At 66.4% G+C, this 23935-nt stretch carries 17 protein-coding genes, 1 tRNA gene and 7 pseudogenes; 8 read left to right on the top strand and 17 right to left on the bottom strand.

Annotated features, from left to right (window positions below; genetic code table 11):
• Positions 1–58: 58 nt before the first annotated feature.
• From PIB19_RS18410 to PIB19_RS18365, 10 genes and pseudogenes are all read right to left on the bottom strand, one after another.
• Positions 59–619: a helix-turn-helix domain-containing protein gene (locus tag PIB19_RS18410; RefSeq protein WP_271238494.1), complete on the bottom strand. Its 561-nt coding sequence runs from the start codon at positions 617–619 to the stop codon at positions 59–61.
• Between the two features lie 311 nt (positions 620–930).
• On the bottom strand, positions 931–1254 hold the full coding sequence (locus PIB19_RS18405) for a YdeI/OmpD-associated family protein (RefSeq protein WP_271238493.1): 324 nt from the start codon (positions 1252–1254) through the stop codon (positions 931–933).
• 55 nt (positions 1255–1309) lie between these two features.
• On the bottom strand, positions 1310–1693 hold the full coding sequence (locus tag PIB19_RS18400) for a VOC family protein (protein WP_271238492.1): 384 nt from the start codon (positions 1691–1693) through the stop codon (positions 1310–1312).
• A gap of 14 nt (positions 1694–1707) precedes the next feature.
• Positions 1708–4454 (bottom strand): annotated as a pseudogene (locus tag PIB19_RS18395) ([protein-PII] uridylyltransferase).
• A 51-nt stretch (positions 4455–4505) separates the two neighbouring features.
• Positions 4506–5314: pseudogene (locus PIB19_RS18390) on the bottom strand (ferredoxin--NADP reductase).
• Positions 5315–5356: 42 nt separating this feature from the next.
• On the bottom strand, positions 5357–5731 hold the full coding sequence (locus tag PIB19_RS18385) for a hypothetical protein (RefSeq protein ID WP_271238491.1): 375 nt from the start codon (positions 5729–5731) through the stop codon (positions 5357–5359).
• 172 nt (positions 5732–5903) lie between these two features.
• Entirely contained in the window at positions 5904–6350 is a 447-nt protein-coding gene (locus PIB19_RS18380) for a DUF1003 domain-containing protein (protein ID WP_271238490.1), read from the bottom strand.
• A gap of 231 nt (positions 6351–6581) precedes the next feature.
• Positions 6582–7127, bottom strand: a complete 546-nt coding sequence (gene grpE, locus PIB19_RS18375) for a nucleotide exchange factor GrpE (protein WP_443018752.1) — start codon at positions 7125–7127, stop codon at positions 6582–6584.
• Positions 7128–7161: 34 nt separating this feature from the next.
• On the bottom strand, positions 7162–8205 hold the full coding sequence (gene hrcA / locus PIB19_RS18370) for a heat-inducible transcriptional repressor HrcA (protein WP_271238488.1): 1044 nt from the start codon (positions 8203–8205) through the stop codon (positions 7162–7164).
• Positions 8206–8360: 155 nt separating this feature from the next.
• Positions 8361–8861, bottom strand: a complete 501-nt coding sequence (locus PIB19_RS18365; RefSeq protein WP_271238487.1) for a DUF6438 domain-containing protein — start codon at positions 8859–8861, stop codon at positions 8361–8363.
• A 90-nt stretch (positions 8862–8951) separates the two neighbouring features.
• Here PIB19_RS18365 and rph point away from each other — a divergent pair, with 90 nt between their 5' ends.
• Both rph and rdgB read left to right on the top strand, forming a co-directional pair.
• Positions 8952–9665, top strand: coding sequence for a ribonuclease PH (gene rph / locus PIB19_RS18360; protein WP_271238486.1), 714 nt, complete (start codon positions 8952–8954; stop codon positions 9663–9665).
• A 37-nt stretch (positions 9666–9702) separates the two neighbouring features.
• Positions 9703–10304 (top strand): annotated as a pseudogene (rdgB, locus tag PIB19_RS18355) (RdgB/HAM1 family non-canonical purine NTP pyrophosphatase).
• A gap of 95 nt (positions 10305–10399) precedes the next feature.
• Here rdgB and PIB19_RS23755 read toward each other — a convergent pair.
• Positions 10400–13000 (bottom strand): annotated as a pseudogene (locus PIB19_RS23755) (exo-rhamnogalacturonan lyase family protein); the annotation flags it as partial.
• A 129-nt stretch (positions 13001–13129) separates the two neighbouring features.
• A pseudogene (locus PIB19_RS18345) lies at positions 13130–13785 on the bottom strand (DUF6250 domain-containing protein).
• 370 nt (positions 13786–14155) lie between these two features.
• On the opposite strand from PIB19_RS18345, the gene PIB19_RS18340 reads away from it, so the two are divergent.
• On the top strand, positions 14156–14515 hold the full coding sequence (locus PIB19_RS18340) for a hypothetical protein (protein ID WP_271238485.1): 360 nt from the start codon (positions 14156–14158) through the stop codon (positions 14513–14515).
• Positions 14516–14715: 200 nt separating this feature from the next.
• On the opposite strand, the gene PIB19_RS18335 is transcribed toward PIB19_RS18340, so the two are convergent.
• A tRNA-Tyr gene (locus tag PIB19_RS18335) sits at positions 14716–14802 on the bottom strand.
• A 122-nt stretch (positions 14803–14924) separates the two neighbouring features.
• On the opposite strand from PIB19_RS18335, the pseudogene PIB19_RS18330 reads away from it, so the two are divergent.
• The 3 genes and pseudogenes from PIB19_RS18330 (at position 14925) to PIB19_RS18320 (ending at position 18019) form a co-directional block, all read left to right on the top strand.
• A pseudogene (locus PIB19_RS18330) lies at positions 14925–16537 on the top strand (M20/M25/M40 family metallo-hydrolase).
• The gene (gene rlmB, locus PIB19_RS18325) at positions 16537–17283 is read left to right on the top strand and encodes a 23S rRNA (guanosine(2251)-2'-O)-methyltransferase RlmB (RefSeq protein WP_271238484.1); all 747 of its coding nucleotides are present in this window, start codon (positions 16537–16539) and stop codon (positions 17281–17283) included. The pseudogene PIB19_RS18330 and the gene rlmB overlap by 1 nt, the downstream one beginning before the upstream one ends.
• Positions 17284–17299: 16 nt before the next feature.
• Positions 17300–18019 (top strand): hypothetical protein, encoded by a 720-nt coding sequence (locus PIB19_RS18320; RefSeq protein ID WP_271238483.1) that lies wholly within the window; start codon positions 17300–17302, stop codon positions 18017–18019.
• Positions 18020–18114: 95 nt separating this feature from the next.
• On the opposite strand, the pseudogene PIB19_RS18315 reads toward PIB19_RS18320, so the two are convergent.
• Positions 18115–18431 (bottom strand): annotated as a pseudogene (locus tag PIB19_RS18315) (2Fe-2S iron-sulfur cluster-binding protein).
• 62 nt (positions 18432–18493) lie between these two features.
• On the opposite strand from PIB19_RS18315, the gene PIB19_RS18310 reads away from it, so the two are divergent.
• Together PIB19_RS18310 and PIB19_RS18305 are read left to right on the top strand one after the other, a co-directional pair.
• Positions 18494–19117 (top strand): DNA-3-methyladenine glycosylase family protein, encoded by a 624-nt coding sequence (locus PIB19_RS18310; protein ID WP_271238482.1) that lies wholly within the window; start codon positions 18494–18496, stop codon positions 19115–19117.
• A 120-nt stretch (positions 19118–19237) separates the two neighbouring features.
• The gene (locus tag PIB19_RS18305; protein ID WP_271238481.1) at positions 19238–20122 is read left to right on the top strand and encodes an AraC family transcriptional regulator; all 885 of its coding nucleotides are present in this window, start codon (positions 19238–19240) and stop codon (positions 20120–20122) included.
• A 35-nt stretch (positions 20123–20157) separates the two neighbouring features.
• Here the strand turns inward: PIB19_RS18305 and PIB19_RS18300 are convergent, their stop codons facing one another.
• The 3 genes from PIB19_RS18300 to PIB19_RS18290 form a co-directional block, all read right to left on the bottom strand.
• On the bottom strand, positions 20158–21033 hold the full coding sequence (locus tag PIB19_RS18300; protein ID WP_336297178.1) for an ROK family protein: 876 nt from the start codon (positions 21031–21033) through the stop codon (positions 20158–20160).
• Between the two features lie 102 nt (positions 21034–21135).
• Entirely contained in the window at positions 21136–22371 is a 1236-nt protein-coding gene (locus tag PIB19_RS18295) for a cytochrome P450 (RefSeq protein ID WP_271238480.1), read from the bottom strand.
• Positions 22368–23909 (bottom strand): Dyp-type peroxidase, encoded by a 1542-nt coding sequence (locus PIB19_RS18290; RefSeq protein ID WP_271238479.1) that lies wholly within the window; start codon positions 23907–23909, stop codon positions 22368–22370. Before PIB19_RS18290 ends, PIB19_RS18295 begins: the two co-directional genes overlap by 4 nt.
• Positions 23910–23935: the final 26 nt, after the last annotated feature.

Raw genomic sequence — 23935 nt, 5'->3', positions numbered from 1 at the left:
TGGGCGACGTGTAGGTCACCCGGACCGGCGCGTCTTGGATGCCGCGGACGATTGTACGCTATGCACGCCGCCTGAAGGCCGCGGGGGTGCAGCCGGTCTCCGCCTTGAAGGTGCGCGTCAGATGCGCCTGATCATGGAAGCCGCAGGCCTGCGCGATCTCGGCGATCGGCATTCGGCTTCGGGACAGGAGATCGGACGCCGTGCCGATGCGGAGCTTGCGCTGATGGTGCCCGATGGTGTGGCCGAATGATCGCCGGAATCCGCGGGAGAGGCGTATTGGATCGCAGCCGATAGCGGCCGCGATCTCTCCCGGGCTGAGCGGCTCGCAGGCATGTGCCGCCATATACTCGCATGCTTCGCGCAGCCAGTGCGCCGGGACGTCGCGGTCCCGCGCGATCGATCGGCCGAAGATCGCCAGCAGCTCATGCCCGAGCCCCTCCACGGCCATCGCCGAATATTCGTCGGCGACGGCCAGCTCGGCCACCATCCGTCGGCCGATCGCCGAGACCGCTTCGGAATGAATCGCCGGCGCTTCGTCGAGCCGTACCTGCGCCGACAGGAAATCCAGCCCCGTGCGCGTCGGCGTCAGCACCAGCTTGGAGGCGCCGGATCGCCCCATGCGTTGCGAATGGGGCTCATGGGCCGGGCAAAAGGAGAGGCTTCCCCGCCTGCGTTCGTCGCGGCGCCCGCGGATTCTTTCCTCATACGATCCCGCAACCAGGATGCAGAGGCTGGGGGCATCGTGGCAGTGCTCCGCCATCGCGGCGTGCGAAGAATGCCGGCCGATGCGGAGTGATGCGAAATGCAGGTTCATGCCGGGCCTCGCCTCTCCGATGATACGAGAAGGCAGCGAGCAAAGGCGCGCCGCGCGTGCGATGATGACATGCCAAGCCAGGCCAACCTAGGGGCGATTCTGTCCCTTCTGATCGATCAGGACCGCCTGTTGCCATCGGCTCGGCGCCTTGTCGGTGCGGTGAATGCAACCCACCCAGCAACAGGGCCGCTTCTTCCCTCCACCAATTCCTCACAGGTTCGCTCGATGCGACGTTGGCGGGTCGCCGGCTGTTTCGCATCGTCGACCCAGCAGATGAATTCATTCCGGCCAAGCGGCGTCAGGCCTTCCCACAAAGCAAAGATCTTGGGATCCGCTCGAATTGCTGCCTGCAGGTCGTCCCCTGCCTGGTGGACAGTGCCATGGGAGAAATCGTTTGCCACGGGACCTCCGGGTTTCGCCAACCCAACAACAGAGTTCATCAACTTCGCCTGAGACAACCGCGAGGGAATCTCCCCCGCCGCGTGCCATTCGTCCTCACGCCGCCGGCGGCTCCCAAAGCTCGATCGGATTGCCCTCCGGATCGTGGATCCGCGCGAAGCGGCCGGTCTCGGGCGTATCCCATTCGTCCTTGGTGGTGATCTCGATGCCCAGCGCGTTGAGCTGCTCGAGCAGTCCGTCGAGATCGCGGACGCGCAGGTTGAGCATGCAGCTCTTGTCCGGCGCGAAATAATCGGTGGTCGCCTTGAATGGCGCGAATACCACCGGGCCGGGCTCGGGATACCAGAACCAGTCGCTCGACTGGCCCTGCTCGTCCTTGCCGCAGCCGCCGCCGACGCCCAGCGTCTCGCGATACCAGGTCGTCAGCGCCTCGGGGTCCTGCGCACGGAAGAAGAAACCGCCCAATCCGATCACCGGCATGCTTGTCCCCTTTTTCAGGCGGCCTGGGCGATGTCCTGCCCCGCCGCCGCTTCGAGCAAGCGGCGCTCGATCGTCTTCAATCGTGCCGCGCCTTCGATCTTATCACCGATCAGATCGGTCAGGTAGAAGGTGTCGACCGCACGCTCGCCATAGGTCGCGACGTGCGCCGAATGGATCGTCACCTTCGACTGGAACAAGGCGAAGGCGAGATGGCAGAGCAGGGCCGGCCGATCGCGCGCGTTGACTTCGATCACGGTGAAGCGGTTCGACGCCTTGTTGTCGATCAGCACATTGGGCTCGATCGCGAACGCGTCGGCGCGCGGGCGCGACAGCGGCCGGGTCTTGAGCCGCTCCTGCAGCCTGGAGCGGTTGGCGAGCGAATCGGTGATGCTCGTCTTGATCCGGTTGAGCCGCGCCTCCTCGTCGAACGGGCGGCCGAGCGGATCCTGGACGAGAAAATTGTCGAGCGCCATGCCGTCGCGCGTGGTGTGGATGCGCGCGTCGATGATGTTGCCGCCGGCGACATGGATCGCCCCGGCAATGCGATAGAACAGCCCGGGATGGTCCGAGGCGTAGACCGTCACCAGGGTCGCGCCGCGCTCGGGATAGACCTGCGCCTCGATCGAGAGCTGCTGATCGCCCGCCGCGTCGATCTGCCGGGCGTTGCGCTCGAGCACGTCGAGCGGCTCGGCGATCCAATAAGGCTCGGTCAGCCGTTTCTTGAGCGCCGCCATGCGCGCGTCGGTCCAGCCGAGGATTGCCGTGAGATCCTCCTGCTTGGCGGCGACGCGTTCGCTGCGGCCCTTCTGCTTATGGCCGAGGCGGAGGACCTCTTCGGCCGAATCGAACAGGTTGGTGAGCAACTGGCGCTTCCAGCTGTTCCACACGCCGGGGCCGACCGCGCGGATGTCGACGATCGTCAGGATCAGCAGCATGCGCAGCCGCTCGGGGCTCTGCACATGCTCGGCAAAGTCGAGGATCGTCTTGAAGTCGCTGAGGTCGCGCTTGAACGCAGTCGCCGACATCAGCAGGTGCCAGCGCACCAGCCAGGCGACGGTCTCGGTCTCGGCAGGGCTCATGCCGAGGCGCGGGCACAGCCGCTCGGCGACTTCGGCACCCAGCACGCTATGGTCGCCGCCCCGGCCCTTGGCGATATCGTGGAGCAGAACCGCGACGAACAAGGCGCGCCGTGACACGATCTGCTCGAAGATGCCGGTGGCGAGCGGGTGATCTTCCTTGAGCTCGCCTTTCTCGATCGCGTTGAGCAGCCCGATCGCGCGGATCGAATGCTCGTCCACCGTATAATGATGGTACATGTCGAACTGCATCTGCGCGACGACGCGGCCAAAGTCCGGCACGAACCGCCCGAACACCCCGGCTTCGTTCATCCAGCGCAGCACCAATTCGGGCGTGCGCGGCGACGTCAGCACATCGAGGAACAATGCATTGGCGCGCGGATCGCTGCGCACATCGTCGACCAGCCGCGCGTCGCGGGCGGCGGCGCGCATCGCGGTGGGGTGGATTTCGAGGCCGTGCAGGTCGGCGAGCTGGAAGATCTCGACCAGCCGGATGGGGTCTTCCTGGAAGAAATTGTCGCGCGGGATCGCCAGCCGGCTGCGCTCGAGCGTGAAGCCGTGGAGCTTCCGCGGACTCTTGAACAGCCGCGGAAAGCCGAAGCGCGAGCCGCGCGCCGCGAATTTCTCGTCGAGATGCGCGAGGAAAACGCCCGTCAGGTCGCCCACCACCTTCGCCTGAAGGAAGTAGAAGTGCATGAAGCGCTCGACCTTGGATTTGCCCGGCCGGTCGGCATAGCGCATCCGCTCGGCGATTTCGGGCTGCACGTCGAAAGTGAGGCGATCCTCGGCGCGGCCGGTGAGCGTGTGGAGCTGGCAGCGCACCGCCCATAGGAAATTCTCGGCGCGGCGGAACTGGCGATATTCGTGCGCGGTGAGCAGCCCCGCCTCGACCAGCTCCGCAGGCTCGCGGACATTGTATGCGTATTTGCCGATCCAGAAGAGCGCGTGGAGATCGCGCAGGCCGCCTTTGCCTTCCTTGACGTTGGGCTCGACGACATAGCGGCTGTCGCCCATGCGCTTGTGCCGCGCATCGCGCTCGGCGAGCTTCTGGGCGATGAAATCGCGCGCGGTATCGGCCTGGATCTCGACCTTGAAGCGCTGCGCCGCCTCGTCGTACAGCGCGGTATCGCCCCACACATAGCGCGCCTCGAGCAAGGCGGTGCGCACCGTCACATCGGCCTTGGCCTGGCGGATCATGTCGTCGAGCGAGCGCGACGAATGCCCGACCTTCAGCTGCATGTCCCACAGCGAATAGAGCATGGATTCGATGACCTGCTCGCACCAGCCGGTGACCTTCCACGGCGTCAGGAAGCCGATGTCGATGTCCGAATGCGGCGCCATCTCGCCGCGGCCGTAACCGCCCACCGCGATCAGCGTCAGCCGCTCGCCGGCGCTGGGATTATGGTTGGGGTGCAGCCGCTCGATCGTGAAATCCCAGAGCAGACGGAGCAACTGGTCGATCAAAACGCCCCCGCCGCCGCCATCTCGTGCCCGCGCGAAGGGTGTTCCCGCAATCGCTGGGCAATCTCAGACTGCCCGGCGTCGAGCGCGGCCTTGAGTTCGGTGGTCGCGGCGCGGCGCATCGCGGTCGGGTCCGACGTCTCGATCGCGGCAAGCCGTTCGGCGACGGCCCGCCGATCGATCAGAGCGCGGCGGTGCGGGACGGAATCAAAGCGCGAGGACATGGGGCGGAGATAGGGCAGCCGCGCCCCGCGCGCCACCGCTAGCGCGCGCGATCAGCCGACAAAGGCGCGCTCGACCACGAAAGTTCCCGGCTTGGCGTTCGAACCCTCCTCGAAGCCGTGCCGCTCCAGCATCGCCGAGAAGTCGCGGATCATCTCGCTGCTCCCGCACAGCATCACCCGATCGGTCTCCGGATTGAGCGCGCGATCGCCGGCGACCGGGGGTGGAACAGCCAGCCTTCCTCGATCAGCTGGCCGATCCGGCCCGTGGTGCGGAACGGTTCGCGCGTGACCGTCGGGATATAATGGAACTGGAGCAGCGCCTGGTCCGCGACCAAAGGATCGCCGGCCAGCTGCGCGGTCAGTTCGTCATGATAAGCGAGATCGCTCACCCGGCGCGTCGAGTGGACGATCACGATCTGGCCGAACGCGTCATAGATGTCGGGATCGCGTGCGATGCTGAGGAACGGCGCAAGCCCCGTGCCCGTGGAGAGCATGAACAGCCGGCGGCCGGGCAGCAGCGCATCGGACACGAGCGTGCCGGTGGGCTTCCTGCCGAGATAGAGCTGGTCGCCCTCGCGTATCGTCTGGAGTCGCGAGGTCAGCGGGCCGTCGGGCACCTTGATCGAGAGGAATTCGAGCTCGTCGGACCAGGTCGGGCTGGCGATCGAATAAGCGCGCATCAGCGGCTTGCCCTCGCCTTCGAGCCCGAGCATCACGAACTCGCCCGAGCGGAAGCGGAAGCTCGCCGGGCGCTCGATCGCGAAACTGAACAGATGCTCGTTCCAATGCCGCACCCAGCGCACCTGGCAGGTCTGGAAAGCGGCATGCTCGGGGAGCAATTGCGGCGGGCTGGCGTGCATGTTCATCGTGAAACGGCAATCCTGGAGTCGTTGAAGTTGCGCTCAGGCCGCCATGGCCTGGGCGATGCGGGCGGCGGCGAATCGGAGGGTGCGCTGTGCGCCGGGCTTTACCAGCGCTTCGGCGATCCTGCCGACAAGGATTTCTTCATGCCTGCCAGCCGCAGCATGAAGTGACAGCAGCAGCGCCTCGTCGTCGCGCACCCGGCCGCAGCCGATCGCGCCGAATTCGAGCTGTGCATGGCCTTCGCGATCGAGCAGCATCATCGCGATGTTGAAGTCGGGCAGCATCGCGCCGAGCCTGCGCACGGCGAAAACGGGGCCGATCGCCGCGCAGGGGCAGCGCCCGCCGCGCATCGCATCCACCCATCGCCGCATCGCCCAGACGAGCAGGGCGTCGCCGCTCGCCAGTTCGGGCATTGTCCGATCGAGATACTGGTACACGTCACCCCCACCAGAGGCCGGCCCGACAGCGAGCCGATCCAGCCTCTAGCGTTTAATGCGAATGATCCGCAATAGCGGATTTGGATAAAGGATGATCGGCAGGCATCAACCCGTCATCCCGGCGAAAGCCGGGATGACGAAGAGAGGGCTAACCCCGCCCCATCGGCTGCGCCGCGAGCCGGGCGAGTTCCTCGCGCAGCGTATCGATCTTGTCGTGCAGCGCCTCGATCTGGGACTCGGCACGCTGGTTCGTCTCGTAATCGAGCCGCGCCTCGAACCGGTCCTTCACCGCCTGACGGTTCTGGCTCATCATGATCACCGGTGCCTGCAGCGCGGCCAGCATCGACAGCATCAGATTGAGGAAGATGAAGGGGAACGGATCGAAGGCGTGCGCCGCCAGAATCACCGTGTTGAGGATCGCCCAGACGCCGAGAAAGACGCCGAAGCCGATGATGAAGCCCCACGAGCCGCCCACGGTGGCGACACGGTCGGCCAGCTTCTGACCGAAGGTCAGCCGCTCGTCGAACAGGGCATGGGGATCTCCGCCCGCGCCGATACGGCGCAGGTCTGCGAGGAAACGGATGGCTGCATTCATGATACACCTCACTGCCGACCGGCCGCCCGGGGCCGGCGCGAGGTGACTGGATCAGCTCAGCGCGACGGCCTCAGGCGGCTCGGTCGATCGACTATGATCGTTGCTGGACATGACCCTTCTCGAGGACCGTTGCGGAAAAGGCGCGCGGCTGCGAGCCCGGACGCGAAGTGGCAATCGCGCCCGGCAAGGTCAAATGAAAAAGCGTCATGAAAGCCGCTTGGGGAGGCCGGCTCAGTCCGGCTTCTTCGCCACGCCGACCAGCGCCGGGCGCAACAGCCGGTCCTTGATCATGTAGCCGGTCTGGATTTCCTGCACGACCGTGCCGGGTTCGGCATCGGCCGAGGGCACTTCCATCATCGCCTGGTGGCGATTGGGGTCGAGCGCCTCGCCGACCGCGACGATCTTCGAGATGCCGTGGCGCGCGAACACCGACTCGATCTCGCGGCCCGTCGCCTCGAGCCCGGTGACGAGGCCCTTGAGCTTCTCGTCGTCGCGCAGCTCGGCCGGGATCGCCGCCAGTGCGCGGCTGAGATTGTCCGCGACGGAAAGGATGTCGCGCGCAAAGCCGGTCGCGGCATAAGCGCGCGCGTCCTGCGCCTCCTTCTCGGCGCGGCGCCGCACATTCTGCGTCTCAGCCTGTGCATAGAGCACTGCGGCGCGCGCCTCGGCGAGTTGCGCCTCAAGCTCCGCCGCGCGGTCGTGCTCGGCCACCTCGGGCGCCGCTTCGGCGGTTTCCTCGCGCAGGTTGGTCTCCGCGTCCTGCACGTCCGCGCCCATCTTCTCATTCTCGTTCGACATGATTCCCTGTTCGTCAGGCTAATAACCGGGCCAATGTGGCCGCCGTGAAATCCACCATGGGCACGACGCGCGCATAGTTCAACCGCGTGGGGCCGATCACACCGACCACGCCGACCACGCGGCCGTCGAGCGCACGCACCGGTTTGGCGATCACCGACGAGCCGGACAACGCAAATAGCTTGTTCTCCGATCCGATGAAAATGCGTGTCGCCTCGCCTTCGCGCGCGCTGTCGAGCAGCCGGGCGATCTCCTCCTTGCCTTCGAGCTCGTCGAGCAATTGGCGGACACGGTCGAGATCTTCCGCGGCGGCGGTGTCGATCAGCCGCGCCTGGCCGCGCACGATCAGCACCGGCCGGCGATCGCCGTCCTCGCTCCACACCGCGAGCCCGCGCTCGACCAGGGCCGCGGCCGCGCTGTCGAGCGCCGCGCGTTGCTGGCCGAGGTCGCGCTCAATCCGCGCGCGCGCCTCGCTGAGCGTCAGCCCGCTCAGCATCGCGCTCATGTAATTGGCCGCCTGCTGGAGCGACCCGGGATCGATCCCGCCGGGGATCTCGACCACCCGATTCTCGACCGATCCATCCTCGCCGACCAGAACGGCGAGGGCGCGATCGTGGCTCAAAGGCACGAAACCGAACTGGCGCAGCACCGGCTCGTGCTTGGGAACCAGCACCAGCCCCGCGCAAGCCGACAGTCCCGAAAGCGCGGCGGTGGTGCTCGCCAGTGCTTCCTCGATCGGCCCGGTCTGCCCCGCGCGCGATTCGATCGCGGCGCGCTCCTCGGCGGAAGGCGCACTCGCCTGCATCATCCCGTCGACGAACAGGCGGAGCCCCGATTGGGTGGGCATCCGCCCGGCGCTGGTATGCGGCGCGGCAAGCAGGCCGGCTTCCTCGAGATCCTGCATCACGTTGCGGATCGATGCGGGCGAGAGGTTGAGCGCGGAGATCTTCGAGATCGTCCGCGATCCCACCGGCGCGCCGCTGTCGAGATAGGATTCGACGACGATCCGGAACACGTCGCGCGCGCGATCGGTGAGTTCGTGGATCGGTGGGGTGGTCATGATGTCCTATGTAGCGTGCTACTGCACAGCCTCAACCGGCTAGCGCACACTCCTCCCCGACCCCTCCCGTAAACGGGAGGGGAGCGACGACGGCGCACGCTGGATTTCATCGCTCCCCTTCCGCGAAGCGGAGGGGTCGGGGAGGGGCTGTCGGGTCAGGGCCGCGCGCCGATCAGCGCCTGAACCGGCAGCAGCTCGACTGCGCCGCCCAGCGCCTCGGCCACGGCTTCGTTGCCGCGCCGGCAGCCGAGGTAGAAATAGAGGTTCTGGCTGTCGCCGATGGCGCGGGTCCAGCGGACGTCGATGCTCGGCATGTCGGTCGGCGCGCTCGGGCAATTGGGCTCGCCGTGCGCATAGCGGACCTCGCCGCTCGCCGGCCGGTACGGCGCGAGCCGCGCGGCGAACGCGTCATATTGCGCGCGGCTGAGCGTGAAGCTCCGCTCGCCGGTCACCGCAGTGAAGCGCTTGCCCTCGAACACGCCCGTCCCGTCGGGCCGCACCGTCACCGCATAGACCGGGCAGCGGCCGAAGCACGGACCCGTCTCGTAGGTGATCGAATCGCCTTCGATCGGCATCGGCCCTTGCGGTGCCCGAGCCGCCGGGATGCACCCGGCCAGCGCCAGCGCCACGACAGCCAAACCCAGCCCCTGCTTCATCTTGCGCCTCCAACGGACCCTGCGCCGACACTGGCGCGTTCGCCCACCAGCGTCTACGTGCCCGGATCGACTTTTCAGGAGAATGAACCGATGCGCCCATCCGGCCGCGCCCCCGACGAAATGCGCAGCATCACCATCGAGCCCAATTTCACGCGCCACGCGGAAGGATCGGTGCTGATCGGCTTCGGCGACACGCGCGTGCTGGTGACCGCGAGCATCGAAGAGCGGATTCCGCCCTGGCTGCGCGGCAAGGGCGAGGGCTGGGTCACCGCCGAATACGGCATGCTCCCCCGCGCGACCCACACCCGCGGCCAGCGCGAGGCGGCCAAGGGCAAGCAATCGGGCCGCACCCAGGAAATCCAGCGGCTGATCGGGCGCAGCCTGCGCGCGGTCACCGATCTCAAGCTGCTCGGCGAACGCCAGATCACGCTCGATTGCGACGTGATCCAGGCCGATGGCGGCACCCGCACCGCGGCGATCTCGGGCGCGTGGGCCGCGCTGCGCATCGCCACCAACAAATTGCTCGCCGCCGGGCTGCTCGAGAAGGACCCCATCATCACGCAGGTCGCGGCAGTGAGCGCCGGCATCTATCAGGGCAATCCGGTGCTCGATCTCGATTATGACGAGGATAGCGCCGCCGATGCCGACGCCAATTTCGTCCTCCTTGCCGACGGCAAGATCGCCGAGGCGCAGGCGACCGCCGAGGGCGCGTGTTACGACGAGGAAGGGCTGCTCCGCCTGCTCCGTCTCGCGCGGATCGGCTGCAACCAGATCTTCGCTGCGCAGTTGAAGGCCATAGCATGAGCGATCCGGACGAAGGAATTGGGGGCGATACCCCCAGATGATCCGCAAGCTTCAGCCCGGCAAGCTGGTGATCGCCAGCCACAATCCCGGCAAGGTGCGCGAGATCCGGGCGCTGCTCGGCCCCTATGGCATCGAGCCGGTCTCGGCGGCCGAGCTCGACCTGCCCGAGCCCGAGGAAACCGGCGTGACCTTCGTCGCCAATGCCGAACTGAAGGCGCTGCAGGCCGCTGATTTGTCGGGGCTTCCCGCGCTGGCGGATGACAGCGGCCTGTGCGTCGAGGCACTGAACGGTGATCCGGGCATCTTCTCGGCGCGCTGGGCGGGCGAGACGAAGGACTTCGGAATCGCCATGCAGCGCGTCGAGGACAAGCTCGCCGCACTGCCCCCGAGACCGGCCGCGACGCGCATTTCGTCTGCGCGCTCGCATTGGCCTGGCCCGACGGGCATGTCGAATGGTTCGAGGGCCGCGCCGACGGCGTGCTGGTCTGGCCGCCGCGCGGCGATCACGGCTTCGGCTACGATCCGGTCTTCGTGCCCAACGGCCACGACGTCACCTATGGCGAGATGGACCCCGAGGCCAAGCACGCGATGAGCCACCGTGCGGACGCGTTCCGGCAATTGGTAAGCGCGGTCTTCTAAACCCCGTGCTCCGGCGCAGGCCGGAGCCCTGGCCGCGAGCGACGGGCCTTATGGCCAGCGCTCCGGCCTTCGCCGGAGTACAGAAGGTTTCGAGGCTATGGCCGATAGCTCGGCCCCTGCTCCGGGTTCGCCTGATCCGCCCGTGGCGCCCGCGCCGGAATCGGCACCGTGTCGAGCGCCTCCGGCACCAGCGCCAGCGTCTGGATCGCGGCAAGCCCCCATTGCGCCGATCCGTTGGTCGATACGCCCGGCCATTCCACCACGCCGCCGGGCAGCTTCACGCGCGGGTCGCCCTTGACGATGCGCATTCCCGCCTCACCCGAATAGAATTCCGCCGCCGCGCGCCGCGCCAGCGCCGCGTCGCCGGTCTGCTTCGCCACATAAGCAGTAAGACGCGAATGCCCCTGTTTGAGGTTGCGCCCACCATAAGGCCGATTGAACTTCGCCGCCCACTCGTCGCGCGGCGCATTGTACCAGCGGCAATAATCGAACCACGCATCGCGGAAGCGCGGCACATCGATCAGCTGGATCAATTCGGCCTGGATCTCGACCGCGCCGAATACCGAATTGAGGTGCGAGATGCCGATAGTGTCGCGGCTCAGGAAGCGCCCGCTCTTCAGGTCATAGGGTGCGCCGCCGGTCAGCCAGCCGTTCGGCATCCGGCCGATACTGTCCATCCCCGCAGCGATCCGGTCGCGCCACTTCTTGTCCCCCGTCCGCTCCCATTCGGTGAGCCATGCCCCTGCGCACACCGCCCAGGTGGTGCCGAACGACATCTGGATCACGCCCTCCGGCAGATCCTCCTTGGGCGCCCCCGTCTTCCGCCCGATCTCGACATGCGCGAGCGTTTGTTCCGAATCGGCCAATGCGTGCATCAGGTCGCCGACACGCTCGTCGGCGGTGAGATAATAGAAGATGCGGCGATAGGCGGCATTGCTGACGCGCGGCTGTTTCGAGCTGTCGCTCCAGTGCTGGACACCGTGGCGGGTGCCGAGTCCGGCGAAGCGGCCCATGTGATAGACATCGACTTCGCCGGTATGCCGCGTCATCGCCTCCGCCAGCCGCCACGTCTTGGCGTCGCCCGAGCGGAGCGCCGCGTACCAGAGCCACAGGTCGGTCGAGAGTTCGCTATTGTCCCACGCGAAGCCGCCGATGTCGTACTTCCACTGATGCCGGTCGCTGTCGTAGCTGTGCATCACGTCGCCATGATCCCAGAAGCCGTACCAGCTGCGCCGATCGACTTCGCCGGCATAGAAATCGACGAGGTTGGCGAGCTGGTCTTCGATCAGTGTGCGCTGCGGCGTCGAGCGATCGGGCAGGTTCCAGTCGCCGAACACGCCTGCGGCATGGAGATGCGCCGGATCGGCCATCAGCTGCGGCGGCGTCGCGGCGGCGCGCGCGAGCGCCTGGAGGCGCGGCGTCTCGGGGGTCGCGTCGAATGCCCAGAGCATCAGCTCGCTGGTCCGCGCGATCCCCTTGGCGTCGTCCCAGCCCGGCTCGTAATCCTCATAGGTGATGTCGAGGCCCTCATTCTGGGCATCGAAGCCTTCCATACCCATCGTGCCGTGATAGGCGCGCAGGTCCATCGGCTTCGCATCGGGCGACCAGAGCCACGCGGTGAGGGTCGCGGAGTCCGAAGCGGCGCCCCGGATATCAAGCTGAGTCGGATGGCGCTGCCAGAAATAGCGCGCGGCGATCCCCGCCCCACCCTGCGGCGAGCCGACATAGCCGAAGCCCGGCGCGCGGCGGCCCTCGTCGGAGTCGATCCAGCCATGCCCCTCGCCGGTGCGCTTGGTCAGCGTGAAGCCATTGGCCGAGAGCTGCGACAGGCTGAAATCGCTCCATGCCGGGATGCGCTCGAGCAATTTGCCCACCGGATCGCGCATCTCCGCCACCGGCACCGCGCGGCCGGCGATCTGCGCGTCGCGCACCGACTTGCCCGGATCGCGGCGCAGCCCGGTGAGCGGACGCACCGCCTCGACGAACATCGCGTCGTCGGCGGTGGCGAGGCGGACATGGCGGTCGTGGAGCTCGCCGCGCATCGGCACATCGGTGGCGATGCCTAGCGCGGAGATGTGGTCGGTCGCGTCGATATCGAGCACGAAGCTGTGCACCACGCGCAGCGCGTCCGAACCGGCATAGGCATAGAGCCGCACGGTGAACGGAAGTACGGATCGCCCCCGCCGACATGATGCCCCTCGAGCCGCACCACCGCCCGCACCGGCCCCTTCTGCTCGACCACCGCGCGTTCGATCGTGCCGGTCAGCGCCACGCGCTTGCCTTCGGGCGATCCGGCGCGGATCTCGCCGAGCAGTCGCGCATTGGCGAGCAAGGTGCGCTCGCCATTCTTCGCAGAGCGGATGGCCGCGGGTCCGCTACGTGCGACTTCCCATTCGAGCGCGCCCGAGCGGAGGTAGATCGCATCGCCTGTCTCGCGCACCGAAACCGGCGCAGCGGGCAACGCCGGACGGCCGCTGGCGACGATGAGCTTGTCGACGCCCGCCCCTGCAGGCACCGCATGCGCGGTCCATTTGATCGAGCCGTCGGGCCAATATGCGGTCGGCCAGCTCTGCGAAGGCACGTCGCCATTCGAACCGCGGACCGTCAGCGCCTGCCCCTTGGCGAGCGTCCCCCGCGCCCATGCGACGCCGAAGGTCTGGCCATAATGCAGTTCGGGCGCAGCGCCGTCGATCCAGCGGACTGGCGCCTCGACGGTCTTTTCCCGCCGTGACTGCGCCATCGCGGGAGCCGCGCCCGCGACTGCCGCGGACAATATCGTGCCCTGCATCATCGTCCGTCGCGTCAGGCGCATGTCTCTCTCCCGCTTATGGTTTTCCGATGCGCAGATTGCGGATCCGCAAATGGCTCTTGGTGGTGCGCAGCGCGAACCAGCCGCGCGCATAGGGCTGGGCGTCGTCGAGTTCGAAGATCCGCCGCCCGTCGCGCTCGACTGCGATCGCCCTGCCGTCGGCGATCAGCCGCACATGCGTCCAGCGATTGGGAACGAGGAGATTCTCCGCACCCTTCAGATCGTGCCCCGGAAGCAGCGGCCGATTGCCCGGCTGACCGACATAGCGGCGAAAGCGCGTCGTCGTGTTCCGGTTGCCGCCGATCCCGACATAATAAGTCTCGAGGTCGTCATAACCCGCGAACGCGCCGGACCGCCCCTGGCGAACACCGAGCCATCGCGCACGGCGGGATCACGCGCCATCCAGAACGCGTTGAGATCGCTGACCGCATCATTGGCACCACCCTCGGACACTGCCAGCGCATCGAATTCTATCGCCACCGGCCCGACGAGCTCGCGGGTGTACCAGAGCGACAATCCGGCGGGGGTCTCGATGTCGATGACCTTGCCGAAGGTCACGGATGCTGCTTGTTCAGTCTCGATTTTCCATTGCGACTTCACTGCAGGTCTCGCGGCGCATCCACCCAGCAACAGTCCGACGCTGACGAAGAGCGAAAGCGCCAGTCTGTTCATCAGAAGCTCGCCTCGAAGCCGACGACACGCGCAGCAACTGCAGCGCCAACGGAGGCGGGGATCGCGGCGACGGACATGGGCATTCCCTCTCTCCTCCCGAGCGTCACACGGGTGCGCCATCGACTTGAGCGGGCGGTTTCCGCGACAGTAGCAGCACGCCGGGCGATCGGAAATGCTTTTCACTATATGTGAAATTAACGATCACATTATGGGATTTGCCGATCGGAGCCGATGATATTTTTTGCATAGCCCGACCAAATTTCGATCGGATGCGTCGCGAAGCGTCAGGGAGGCGACGCAGGAGGAGGGCTCTTTGATGCATTGGCGAGTTAGTTTAGACTGTCTTATGAGTCACGTAGGGAGAAGAATCATGATTCTGCGTAAGCTCAAAGTGTTCTCCGCCTTCGTTTTCCTTTGGACGGGATCGACTCAATTGCAGGCGAACCCTGAACCGGTCAGTGCGAAGGTGAGTTATGCGTCCTTTCTGAAGGACTATAATCACGTGCAGAGACTCCGCGGGATGAAGGCCGTGAACTTGCGCGCCTTTCAGGACGATGATGGCGGCGTCGCCGCGTGTTACCTGGCATGCCAAGGTGTCTATAATGAGTCCTTTGGGGAATGCATGCGGAACCCTCCCAGCGATCCGGGCTCTTACTACGACTTTAAGAACTCGTGCGATGCACGCGCCTATGACGCGCAGCTCGCCTGCGAACTGGGATGTTTCGGCTGATTTGATACTTTCTCGCCCCATCGAAGATTACGGGGAACTAAATCTCGACGAAGGCACCTGGAACGATCCGGCGCCGCAGCGATTCGACCGCCGGGTTCGTTCGTGCATACGCCGCGTCCTGCGGACAGACCGGCAGCCGCAATCCCAAAGAAAGCCCCGGAAGCGCAGCTCCATGATTTCAAGGAGCCGCCCGCGGCGGCTGGTGGACAGGGCTGGATTCGAACCAGCGTACGGGAAACCCGGGCAGATTTACAGTCTGCTGCCTTTAACCACTCGGCCACCTGTCCATGGAGCCGCCAGCGAAGCGAGGGCGGTCCAATGCCGAAGCGACCCCGGCCTGTCAACGCCTTGCGCACAAGCTCGCCGCCGCATAGCGTCGCGCGCATCTCTCCAGTCCCGCAGGAGTCCCATGCGCACAGCTGCCGCTCTCGCCGCCATCGCCCTCGTCGCCTCCCCGCTCGCCGCGCAATCGGTCGACCGGTCCGAGGTCGGCCGCATCCTCGATGAAGGCTTCAACCGTTCCGAAGTGATGCTCACCGTGCAGCATCTGACCGATCATATCGGCCCGCGCCTCACCAATTCGCCGGGGATGCGCGCCGCCGAGGACTGGACGCTCTCGAAGTTCCGCGACTGGGGCCTCAGGAACGCGCACAAGGAAGGCTTCGATTTCGGCCGCGGCTGGTGGATCGAGCGCTCGAGCGCGCGCATGGTCAGCCCGCGTCCGATCATGCTGACCGCAATCCCGATCGCATGGACCCCCGCCACCGCGGGCAAGATCAGCGCACCGATCGTGGTCGCGCCGATGAGCGAGGAGCGTCATTTCGAGCGCTATCGCGGCAAGCTGGCCGGCAAGATCGTGATGGTCACGCTCCCCAATGACGGCTCCGAGCCGACCGATCCCGCTTTCAGGCGCCTGACCGGCGACGATCTGGCGAAGCTCGACGTCTATGAGCAGCCCAAATATGATCCCGAGGCGAGCGACCGCCGGATCAAGCGGCTCGAATATGCCTCGAAGCTCGACGCCTTCCTCAAGGCCGAGGGCGCAGTCGCCTACGCCACCATGTCGGCGCGCGACGGCAAATTGGTCCACGGCACCGGCTATCTGTTCGGCGCGGGCGAGACCCAGCAGGTCCCCGGCGTCGAGATCGCGGCGGAGGATTATCGCCGCCTCGCGCGCCTCGCCAAGCAGGGCGCGGCACCGGTGGTCGAACTGGAAAATGTCGTCCATTTCGTCGACACCGACACCCAGGCGTACAACATCATCGCCGACATCCCCGGCAGCGATCCCTCGGGTGCCTATGTGATGGCCGGCGCGCACATGGACAGCTGGGTCGCTGGCGATGGCGCCGTCGACAACGGCGCGGGCGTCGCGATGGTGATGGAGGCCGCACGCATCCTCCAGGCGATGGGCGTGAAGCCGAAGCGGACGATCCGCTTCGCTTTATGGGCCGGCGAGGAGCAGGGCCTGCTCGGCTCGATGGCCTATGTCGAGCAGCATATCGCGTCGCGCCAGCGCAAGCCGGGCGGGCCGACCACCGGCCTGGCGCGCTTCTATGGCTGGGCCAATCGCTGGCCGATCGCGCACCAGCCGGGCTATGACAAGCTCGCCGCTTATTTCAATCTCGACAACGGATCGGGCAAGGTCCGCGGAATCTATACCGAGAACAACGGCGCAGTCGTACCGATCTTCCGCGACTGGTTCGCACCGTTCAATTCGCTGGGCGCCAACACCGTCGCGATCCGCAAGACAGGGGCACCGATCACGTCTTCTTCTCGGCGGTCGGCATCCCGGCCTTCCAGTTCATCCAGGACCCGCTCGATTATGGCAGCCGTCTCCACCACACCAGCATCGACACCTTCGATCACATCAAGGCCGACGACATGCGCCAGGGCGCAGTGATCCTCGCCAGCTTCCTGCTGAACGCCGCCAATGCCGACAAACCATTGCCGCGCATGCCCTTCCCCACCGAGCCGAGCGTGACCGATCCGTTCGCTTACCCCAACCCCGACGACCTCGACTGATGGCGCGTAGAGGTCATCGCCCGAGCCAGGCACCGGCATCGCGTCCCCGCTTCTATGGGCGGCATGCGGTGCTGGCGGCGCTCGCCAATCCCGAGCGCAACGTCCGGAAGATCTGGGGCACCCGCGAAGCGCTGGCGGCGCTCGACATTCCGCCGGTGATCCCGATCACCTATGCCGATGTCGCCGATCTCGCCCGGCTGGTCCCGGGCGACGCGCCGCACCAGGGGCTCGTCGCCGAAGTCGATCCGCTTGAGGAGATCTGGCTCGGCGATCTGCTCCAGCAGGGCGCCGACGATAAGCGCCCGCTGGTGGTGCTCGATCAGGTCACCGATCCGCACAATGTCGGCGCGGTGTTGCGCTCGGCGGCGGCGTTCGATGCGCTCGGCATCGTCACGCAGGACCGGCATGCGCCGCCCGAATCGGGATCGCTCGCGCGCTCGGCCTCGGGCACGCTCGAGACCGTGCCGTGGGTGCGCGTGGTCAATCTCGCCCGCGCGCTCGAGGAGATCGCCGAGGCGGGCTTCTGGCGGATCGGGCTCACCGGCCACGCCACGGGAACGCTTGCCGAAGTGATGGGCGACGCGCGCATCGCATTGGTGCTCGGCGCCGAGGGTGAGGGCATGCGCCAGAATACCGAGACGCATTGCGATCAGCTTGCCCGGCTGCCGATCTCGCCTAAGGTGGAAAGCCTGAACGTGTCGAATGCCGCGGCTGTCGCACTCTACGCCATCGCCGCGCGCGGCTGAATCCGGGGAATTTCGAATGAAGCATTGGAAGGCGATCACCGCCGCACTGCTCGTGCCGCTCGCGCTCGCCGCATGCCTGTTCCTGCCCGGCAAGTTCGAGTCGACGCTGACGATCCACGCCGATCGCAGTTTCACGTATGCCTATAAGGGTGAAATCGTCGCGCTCGATATCACCGGCGCGATGAGCGACGTGACTGCCGGCCTCGCCGACAATGGCACCGACACGGGAGCCGCGCCCGAACCCGCCAAGAAGGCCGCCGAAAAAGCGGCCGAGAAGGCTAAGAAGGAAGCCGAATATCGCGACATCGCCGTGAAGGTCGCCAAGGAGGCGGGGTATCGCAGCGTCGAATATCGCGGCGACGGCATATTCTATGTCGATTACGAGATTACGGGGAAGCTGACGCACAACTTCGTCTTCCCCTATAATCAGGATGCCGGGATGATCTTCCCGTTCGTCGCGATCGAGCTGCGCGGCAAGGACATGGTCCGCGTCAAGGCGGCCGGGTTCGCCAAGCAGGAGAATAAAGGCGGCGGAATGAGCGGCATGAGCGGGATGGATGCCGACAGCAATGCCCGGCTCGACGGCACCTTCACTTTGATCACCGATGCCGAGATCGTCAGCCAGAACAACGAGGACGGCGCGAAAGCCGGCGGCGCGGGCAAGACCGTGACGTGGAAGGTCACGCCGACCAGCAGCGACGCACCGATGGCGATGCTGAAGGTGGCCGGACTCTAGGGCGGCCTAAAACTCCTCTCCCCTTGATAGGGGGCGAGGGAAGTATGGGTTGAATGTCGATACAGCCCAGTTCCGCCCCGAATCGCCGCCGCGGCTCAGTCTTCGGCGGCGATCGTCACTCGCAGGCCGTCCAGCGCGGGCGTGAACTGGAGCTGGCACGACAGCCGCGAGCGTTCGTCGCGATCCGACGAGCTGTCGAGCAGATCGTTCTCGTCCTCGCTCATCGGCGGCAGTTTGGCCGCAAATTCCGGGTCGACATGGACATGGCAAGTCGCGCAACTGCAGCAGCCGCCGCAGATCGCGAGCAATTCGTCGAACCCGTTGTCGCGGATCACTTCCATCACGCTGAGGCCCGCTTCGCCCATGACTTCGCGTTCTTCCCTTCCCTGGTGACGACGATAAGCTTGGGCATGCAATTCTCCTTGGTCGGTCCCGTCCATGCCGCCGAAGCCCCTCGTTTCAAGGATGCCGGCCATGGGCCTGAGCGAAACCCAGATCAAAAGCTCGATCGACGCGCTCGCCAAGGTCGAGCCCGCTTTCGCCACGGCGCTGGCGCGTGCCGGCTATCCCGCCCCGCGGCTGCGTGATCGCGGTTACGAGACCCTGCTGCGCACGATCATCGGCCAGCAGGTCAGCGTCGCCGCGGCGCAATCGATCTGGAACAAGCTTGCGGCCGCGCTCGGCGATCTCACCGATCCGGCCACGGTGGCGAGCGCCTCGGACGAGACGTTGCGCGCCGCCGGCCTCTCGCGCCAGAAAGTGAGCTACGCCCGCAGCCTCGCCGAGGAAGTGACGAGCGGCCGGCTCGATTTCGCCGATCTGCCCGCGGACGACGAGGAAGCGATCGCCGCGCTCACCCGGATCAAGGGCATCGGGCGCTGGTCCGCCGAAATCTACCTGCTGTTCGCCGAGGGGCGGCCGGACATCTGGCCGGCCGGCGATCTCGCGGTGCAGATCGAGATCGGCCGCATCCTCGGCCATCCCGAGCGCCCGTCGGAGAAGATGCTGCGCGAATGGTCGGCCCCGTGGAGCCCGCACCGCGGCGCCGCGGCGATCTTCGCCTGGCATCATTACAAGACCGACATGGACGTGATCTGAGGCACAACGGCCGGATGGCAGTCATTGAAAGTTTCCGCCGATCCCGTCCCAAACCGCAAGATCGGTCGAGCGCGTCATGGCGATGAGCGACTAGCTGGTGCCGCCACGGAGGAAGAGACGGTGAAGGCGGCGCTTCAAAACTATCAAGCACGGATGCAGCGGGTGCTGGACTATATCGACCAGCATCTCGACGAGGATCTGGACCTCGAGACGGTGAGCCGCATTGCCGCCTTCTCGAAGTTCCATTTCCACCGGCAGTTCAGGGCTACCTTCGAATTGTCCGTGCATCGCTATGTCCAGCTTGCCCGTATGAAGCGCGCTTCGCATCGGCTGGCGGACATGGATGCCGAAAGCGTCACGGACATAGCGATGGACGCCGGTTACGAAGCACCGGATGCCTTTGCCCGCGCCTTTCGGCAACGGCTCGGGCAATCGCCTTCATCCTTCCGGAAATCACCCGATTGGGTGCCGTGGCTTGCGGCCTTCGGGCCTCTCGACAATGCGAGGAGCAAGCTCATGCAGATTATCTTTACCGACGACGACGTGGAGATCCGCGACGTACCCCCGACGCCGGTGGCGATCATGGAGCACCGGGGTGACCGGGCGACGCTCGACGACACCATCCAGCGGTTCATCGCCTGGCGCAAGGCTGCCGGCCTGTCGCCGGAGACGAGCGCGACCTACTCTATCTTCCGTTCCGAGAGGTCTCCCGCAAATCCGGCCGATTACAGCATGGACCTGTGCGTGGGTACCGACCAGCCGGTCGCGGACGACGACGCGCAAATGAAAGCCGGCGTGATCCCCGGCGGACGCTGCGCGGTGCTGCGCTATCCCGGCAATACCCATAATCTCGAGCCCGCCGCGCTCTACCTCTATCGCGAATGGCTTCCGGCCAGCGGCGAGGAAGCGCGCGATTTCCCGATCTATTGCCGGCGCCGGCTCTCGCTCATCCCGGGGATGCCGGCGCATGAAGTCGCGGTGGAGCTGTTTCTGCCGCTGAAATAACGCTCCCGGATGGCGGGCTCAGGCGCCGACGGCATTCAAACCAACCGCCAGCGCGCCGAGCGGGCCCGCCATCGCCCCGAGCCCCGGCGGGCCAACCTCTCGTCCAGCTCCCCGGCATAGCCGACAAGCGAGCCATAGCCGCCGAGACTCTCCGCCAGCCGCACGCGCAGCCGCGGGAAGAGATGCTCGCGCGCCGCGATCACCCCGCCACCAATCGCGATCCGCTCGGGCGCGGCGACCGTGACGAGATTGTGGAGCAGCCCGCTTAGGTCATGGACGAACAAATCCCATTCGGGCCCGTCATGCGGCAATTCCTTGCCCGGGCAGCCGAAGCGCTCGGCGAGTGCGGGGCCCGAGATCAGCCCTTCGACGCAATCGCCATGGAAGCGGCACCAGCCGGCATAAGTGTCGCCCGGCGCGCGCGGCACGCGCATATGGCCCGCCTCGCCATGCGCCACGCCCTGCACCGGCCGGCCGCCGGCTACCAGGCCGACGCCGACGCCCGTGCCGATGGTGAGATAGGCATGCGTCGCCATTCCCTGCGCTGCGCCCCAGCGTCCTTCGGCCAGCGCAGCACCGTTGACGTCGGTCTGGAAGCCGATCGGCTTGCCATAACGGAGTTCCAGACGCCGCACGAGATCGGTGCCCGACCAGCCCGGCTTGGTCGTCGCGGTGACCGCGCCATAGTCCGGTGCACCGGTGTCAAGCTGGAGCGGACCAAAGCTCGCCACGCCGATCGCGTTGAATGTCCAGCCGTCGAGCACCGCTTCGATCGCCGCCAGCGTCGCCGCCGGGTCAATGGTCGGTATCACTTGCTGCGCCCGCACGTCGCCCGGGCCGGTGCCGAGCAATGCGATGCATTTGGTGCCGCCGAGTTCGATCCCGGCGATCAGCGATGCGGTTGAAACCATGATTCTCCGCTAGCGCAGCCGGCCTCGCGCGGAAAGCCGGGATAAAGCACGGCCCCATGAGAGCGGCCAATGGGCATACAGGCTGAGAGCTTCCCGTTCGCGCTAGCCGTAGGTGACCACCAGCCGCTCGGCGAACGGGCCGTTCTTGCTCAATTTGCCCTCCCGCCCCGGCGCGCGCCGCAGATTGGGCTGTTTGAGCAGCGGCTTGAGCATCAGGTGCAGTGTCGCCTGATTGATGTGCCGTCCGAAGCATTCGTGCAGCCCGAAGCCGAAATGCATGTAATCGCTCGTCGGCCGGTTGGGGTCGAACACCCTCGGGTTGGCGACGCGGCGCGGATCCATCATCGCCGAGGCGAAGGCGGCGAGCACCTGCGCGCCGGCGGGGATCGTCGCCGCGTGCGACGTGCCCTTGCCGAGCGTCCAGTCGGTCAGCGCCACGCGCGGCAGGCCCGGCGCAAGCGGATCGAAGCGCATTGCTTCCAGTACATACCGGCGCAAGCGATCGTCATCGTCGGCCCGCGCCGCGGCCTGCGCCTCGGCCAGCACCTTGGGCCGGCGGAGCAATTGCTCCATCGCCTGCGGCACCACCATCGGCGGCTGCGGCGGCCCGCCGACGATGAATCCCATCAGCGAGGTGCGAATGAAATCATCGGAATAGGCTGCGTCGCCCTTCGCCTGCAGCGCCAGGCAGCGCGACAGCACGTCGTCCTTGCCCGGATCGATTCGGCGGCGCGCGATTTCGTTCTGGATGTGGAGGCGCAGCGCCGGGGCGATCTGGTCGACCTCCTTGCGCAGCTCGACATCGTTGCCCTGATCGACGAACTGGAATTCGAACAGCCGCGTTCCCCAGACGCGCAGGTCGCCGCCGGGCGGATCGGGTACGCCCAGATAATCGCCCAGCATCGTGAAGGTCACGCGCCGCACCAGCGTATCGACCACGTCGATCTTGCCGCCGGCCTGCGCGACGATCTGCGCGGCCTGCGCCTCGGTCTGCGCCGCGAGCTTCGGCAGATCGTCGGGCCGCACCACCTTGCGCATCGCATCGGTGTCGTGGCGATACTGGTCGGTATCGGCCATGCCGAGGAAGAAGGGCTGATCGCCCATGATCACGTCGAGATGCGGCTTGTAGATCACGCCGAACGCCGGATCGGTGGCGAACACCTCGCGGACATCGTCGTAGCGCGAGGTGAGATAGTTGTTGCCCAGCTTCATCACCGGCTTCCAGCGTCGCAGGAAGGTGAAGAAGTGCGGCATCAACGCAAGCACCATGCGCTGCGCGAAGGCCTTGAACCCCTTGGGGCCCGGGCGGAGCACGTCGCGGGATGTGAGCGCGTTCATAGCGAAGCCAGATAGCGAAGCGCCGGCATGCTCGGCAGGAAGAAATATTCGCCGCCCGCCATCTTCACGAACGAGTCGACTTCGATGATCCGCCGCAGCGGCTCCTGGGGAATGGTCAGCATCCCCTTGGGCCCGAGCAGCGGATCGGCCTCGTCATACAGGAAGGCGAAGTTCTGGTTGAGCATCCAGGTCTGCTGGACGAACTCGAACTGGCGGGTGATGTCGGTGTTGAGGCAGATGAACAGCAGCCCCCGATCCGCGCCGTCGTCCTTCATCGGATCCGCGATCGTCGGCCCGTATTTGCGCCCGCGCCGCAGGATGCGATGGTTGTTCGACGCGTCGAGCAGGGTCTGCTTGTCGCTCGGCTTGGGCGCCAGCCCGTCGCGCGGATTGCCGCGGCGGACATGGCTCCCCAGCGGGCAACCATGGCCGAGCCGATCGCGATCGTAGAACAGGAAGTCGTTGTCCGGCTGATTGTATTTGTCGACCGGGAGCACGCCGGTGGGGCTCACCGGACACAGCAGATTGCCGTTGAGGTCACGGCCGATCACGCGGCTGGCGATCCACTCGGCGTCGATATGGCCTTTATGGTGGGGATCGCGCTGGTTGATCCGCTCGGCCCCCGCGTGCATCGACTCCCAGAATTGGGTGACGTCCTGCTTGAGTTCGCGCACCACCATATAGCTGCCGTCGAGCCCGAGATCGAGAAAGCCCTCGCCGCGCGGATGCGCCGGCAGCCCGGCGGCGCGGCCCTCCTCCGAATCGACCACCACCGGCCCGAGCGCGATCTCGTGATGGCCGTTCTCGTGCCCCATCAGCACTTCGCCGAGCGGCACGCCGTTCCACGGGTCCTGGGGATAGTCCGCCCCGCTTTTCACGATCACCGTGCCCGGCTCGAACGGCGCGGGCTGCGAGATGCCGTCGGCGAAGCCGAAATGCTCGCGCGCGATCCCGCGCTCGTCGGGGCGCAGATCGAGCGGCAGGCCATGGACGATCTTCACGTCGAACGGCGCCAGCGCATCGCCCACCGTCTTGCACCAGGCCTCGGCGGTCTCCTCGTCCTTCTCGTAAAGGAGGAGCAGCGCATGCACGGTGATCGGCGTGGTGATGCGCGCCTCGGCCACATTCTCCTCGTCGTCGAACGCCCGTGCCTCGTCATCGACCGCGGCATCGTCGAGCGGGGTGTTGCCGCTCCATTTCGGCCCGCCGGGGATCACCGTCTCGAGCCATTTGTCCTCGCGCCGGTCGCCGAGCCGCCGCAGCCGGTCCTCCTGGAACATGCCTTCCTTGAACGGCCGGTCGAACGAGGCGAGCGCATTGGGGGACAGCCCCATCTTGCGCATTCCTTCCCAGGTGAGGCCCAGCCCGGCCGAGCGCGCCTCGCGCCCGTCGGCATCGCTGATCGGCGCCACTTCGTGCAGCGCCTGCAGCCACGCGCCGCCCTTCTTCTTCGTCACGCCCTTCCAGTCGAATTTCAGGAACAATGCGCGGCCGGTCGGCAGCGACGCGAACCCGCTCACCGCCATGCCCTGGGTCATCTTGTCGTGCGGGGGAGCGAGCCGCC

The organism is Sphingomonas sp. 7/4-4, from assembly GCF_027941955.1.
Lineage (GTDB): Bacteria > Pseudomonadota > Alphaproteobacteria > Sphingomonadales > Sphingomonadaceae > Sphingomonas.
This window is presented reverse-complemented; position numbering and strand designations above follow the sequence as displayed.

Bases quoted from the DNA above. Each gene is read 5' to 3' on its own strand.
- hrcA (WP_271238488.1), bottom strand. From the start codon at position 8,205: ATGACCACCCCACCGATCCACGAACTCACCGATCGCGCGCGCGACGTG.
- rph (WP_271238486.1), top strand. From the start codon at position 8,952: ATGCGCCCATCCGGCCGCGCCCCCGACGAAATGCGCAGCATCACCATC.
- PIB19_RS18400 (WP_271238492.1), bottom strand. From the start codon at position 1,693: ATGCCGGTGATCGGATTGGGCGGTTTCTTCTTCCGTGCGCAGGACCCC.
- grpE (WP_443018752.1), bottom strand. From the start codon at position 7,127: ATGGGCGCGGACGTGCAGGACGCGGAGACCAACCTGCGCGAGGAAACC.
- PIB19_RS18340 (WP_271238485.1), top strand. From the start codon at position 14,156: ATGATTCTGCGTAAGCTCAAAGTGTTCTCCGCCTTCGTTTTCCTTTGG.
- PIB19_RS18295 (WP_271238480.1), bottom strand. From the start codon at position 22,371: ATGAACGCGCTCACATCCCGCGACGTGCTCCGCCCGGGCCCCAAGGGG.
- PIB19_RS18310 (WP_271238482.1), top strand. From the start codon at position 18,494: ATGGGCCTGAGCGAAACCCAGATCAAAAGCTCGATCGACGCGCTCGCC.
- PIB19_RS18290 (WP_271238479.1), bottom strand. From the start codon at position 23,909: ATGACCCAGGGCATGGCGGTGAGCGGGTTCGCGTCGCTGCCGACCGGC.
- rlmB (WP_271238484.1), top strand. From the start codon at position 16,537: ATGGCGCGTAGAGGTCATCGCCCGAGCCAGGCACCGGCATCGCGTCCC.
- PIB19_RS18365 (WP_271238487.1), bottom strand. From the start codon at position 8,861: ATGAAGCAGGGGCTGGGTTTGGCTGTCGTGGCGCTGGCGCTGGCCGGG.
- PIB19_RS18410 (WP_271238494.1), bottom strand. From the start codon at position 619: ATGGGGCGATCCGGCGCCTCCAAGCTGGTGCTGACGCCGACGCGCACG.
- PIB19_RS18320 (WP_271238483.1), top strand. From the start codon at position 17,300: ATGAAGCATTGGAAGGCGATCACCGCCGCACTGCTCGTGCCGCTCGCG.
- PIB19_RS18385 (WP_271238491.1), bottom strand. From the start codon at position 5,731: ATGCCCGAACTGGCGAGCGGCGACGCCCTGCTCGTCTGGGCGATGCGG.
- PIB19_RS18405 (WP_271238493.1), bottom strand. From the start codon at position 1,254: ATGAACTCTGTTGTTGGGTTGGCGAAACCCGGAGGTCCCGTGGCAAAC.
- PIB19_RS18380 (WP_271238490.1), bottom strand. From the start codon at position 6,350: ATGAATGCAGCCATCCGTTTCCTCGCAGACCTGCGCCGTATCGGCGCG.
- PIB19_RS18300 (WP_336297178.1), bottom strand. From the start codon at position 21,033: ATGGTTTCAACCGCATCGCTGATCGCCGGGATCGAACTCGGCGGCACC.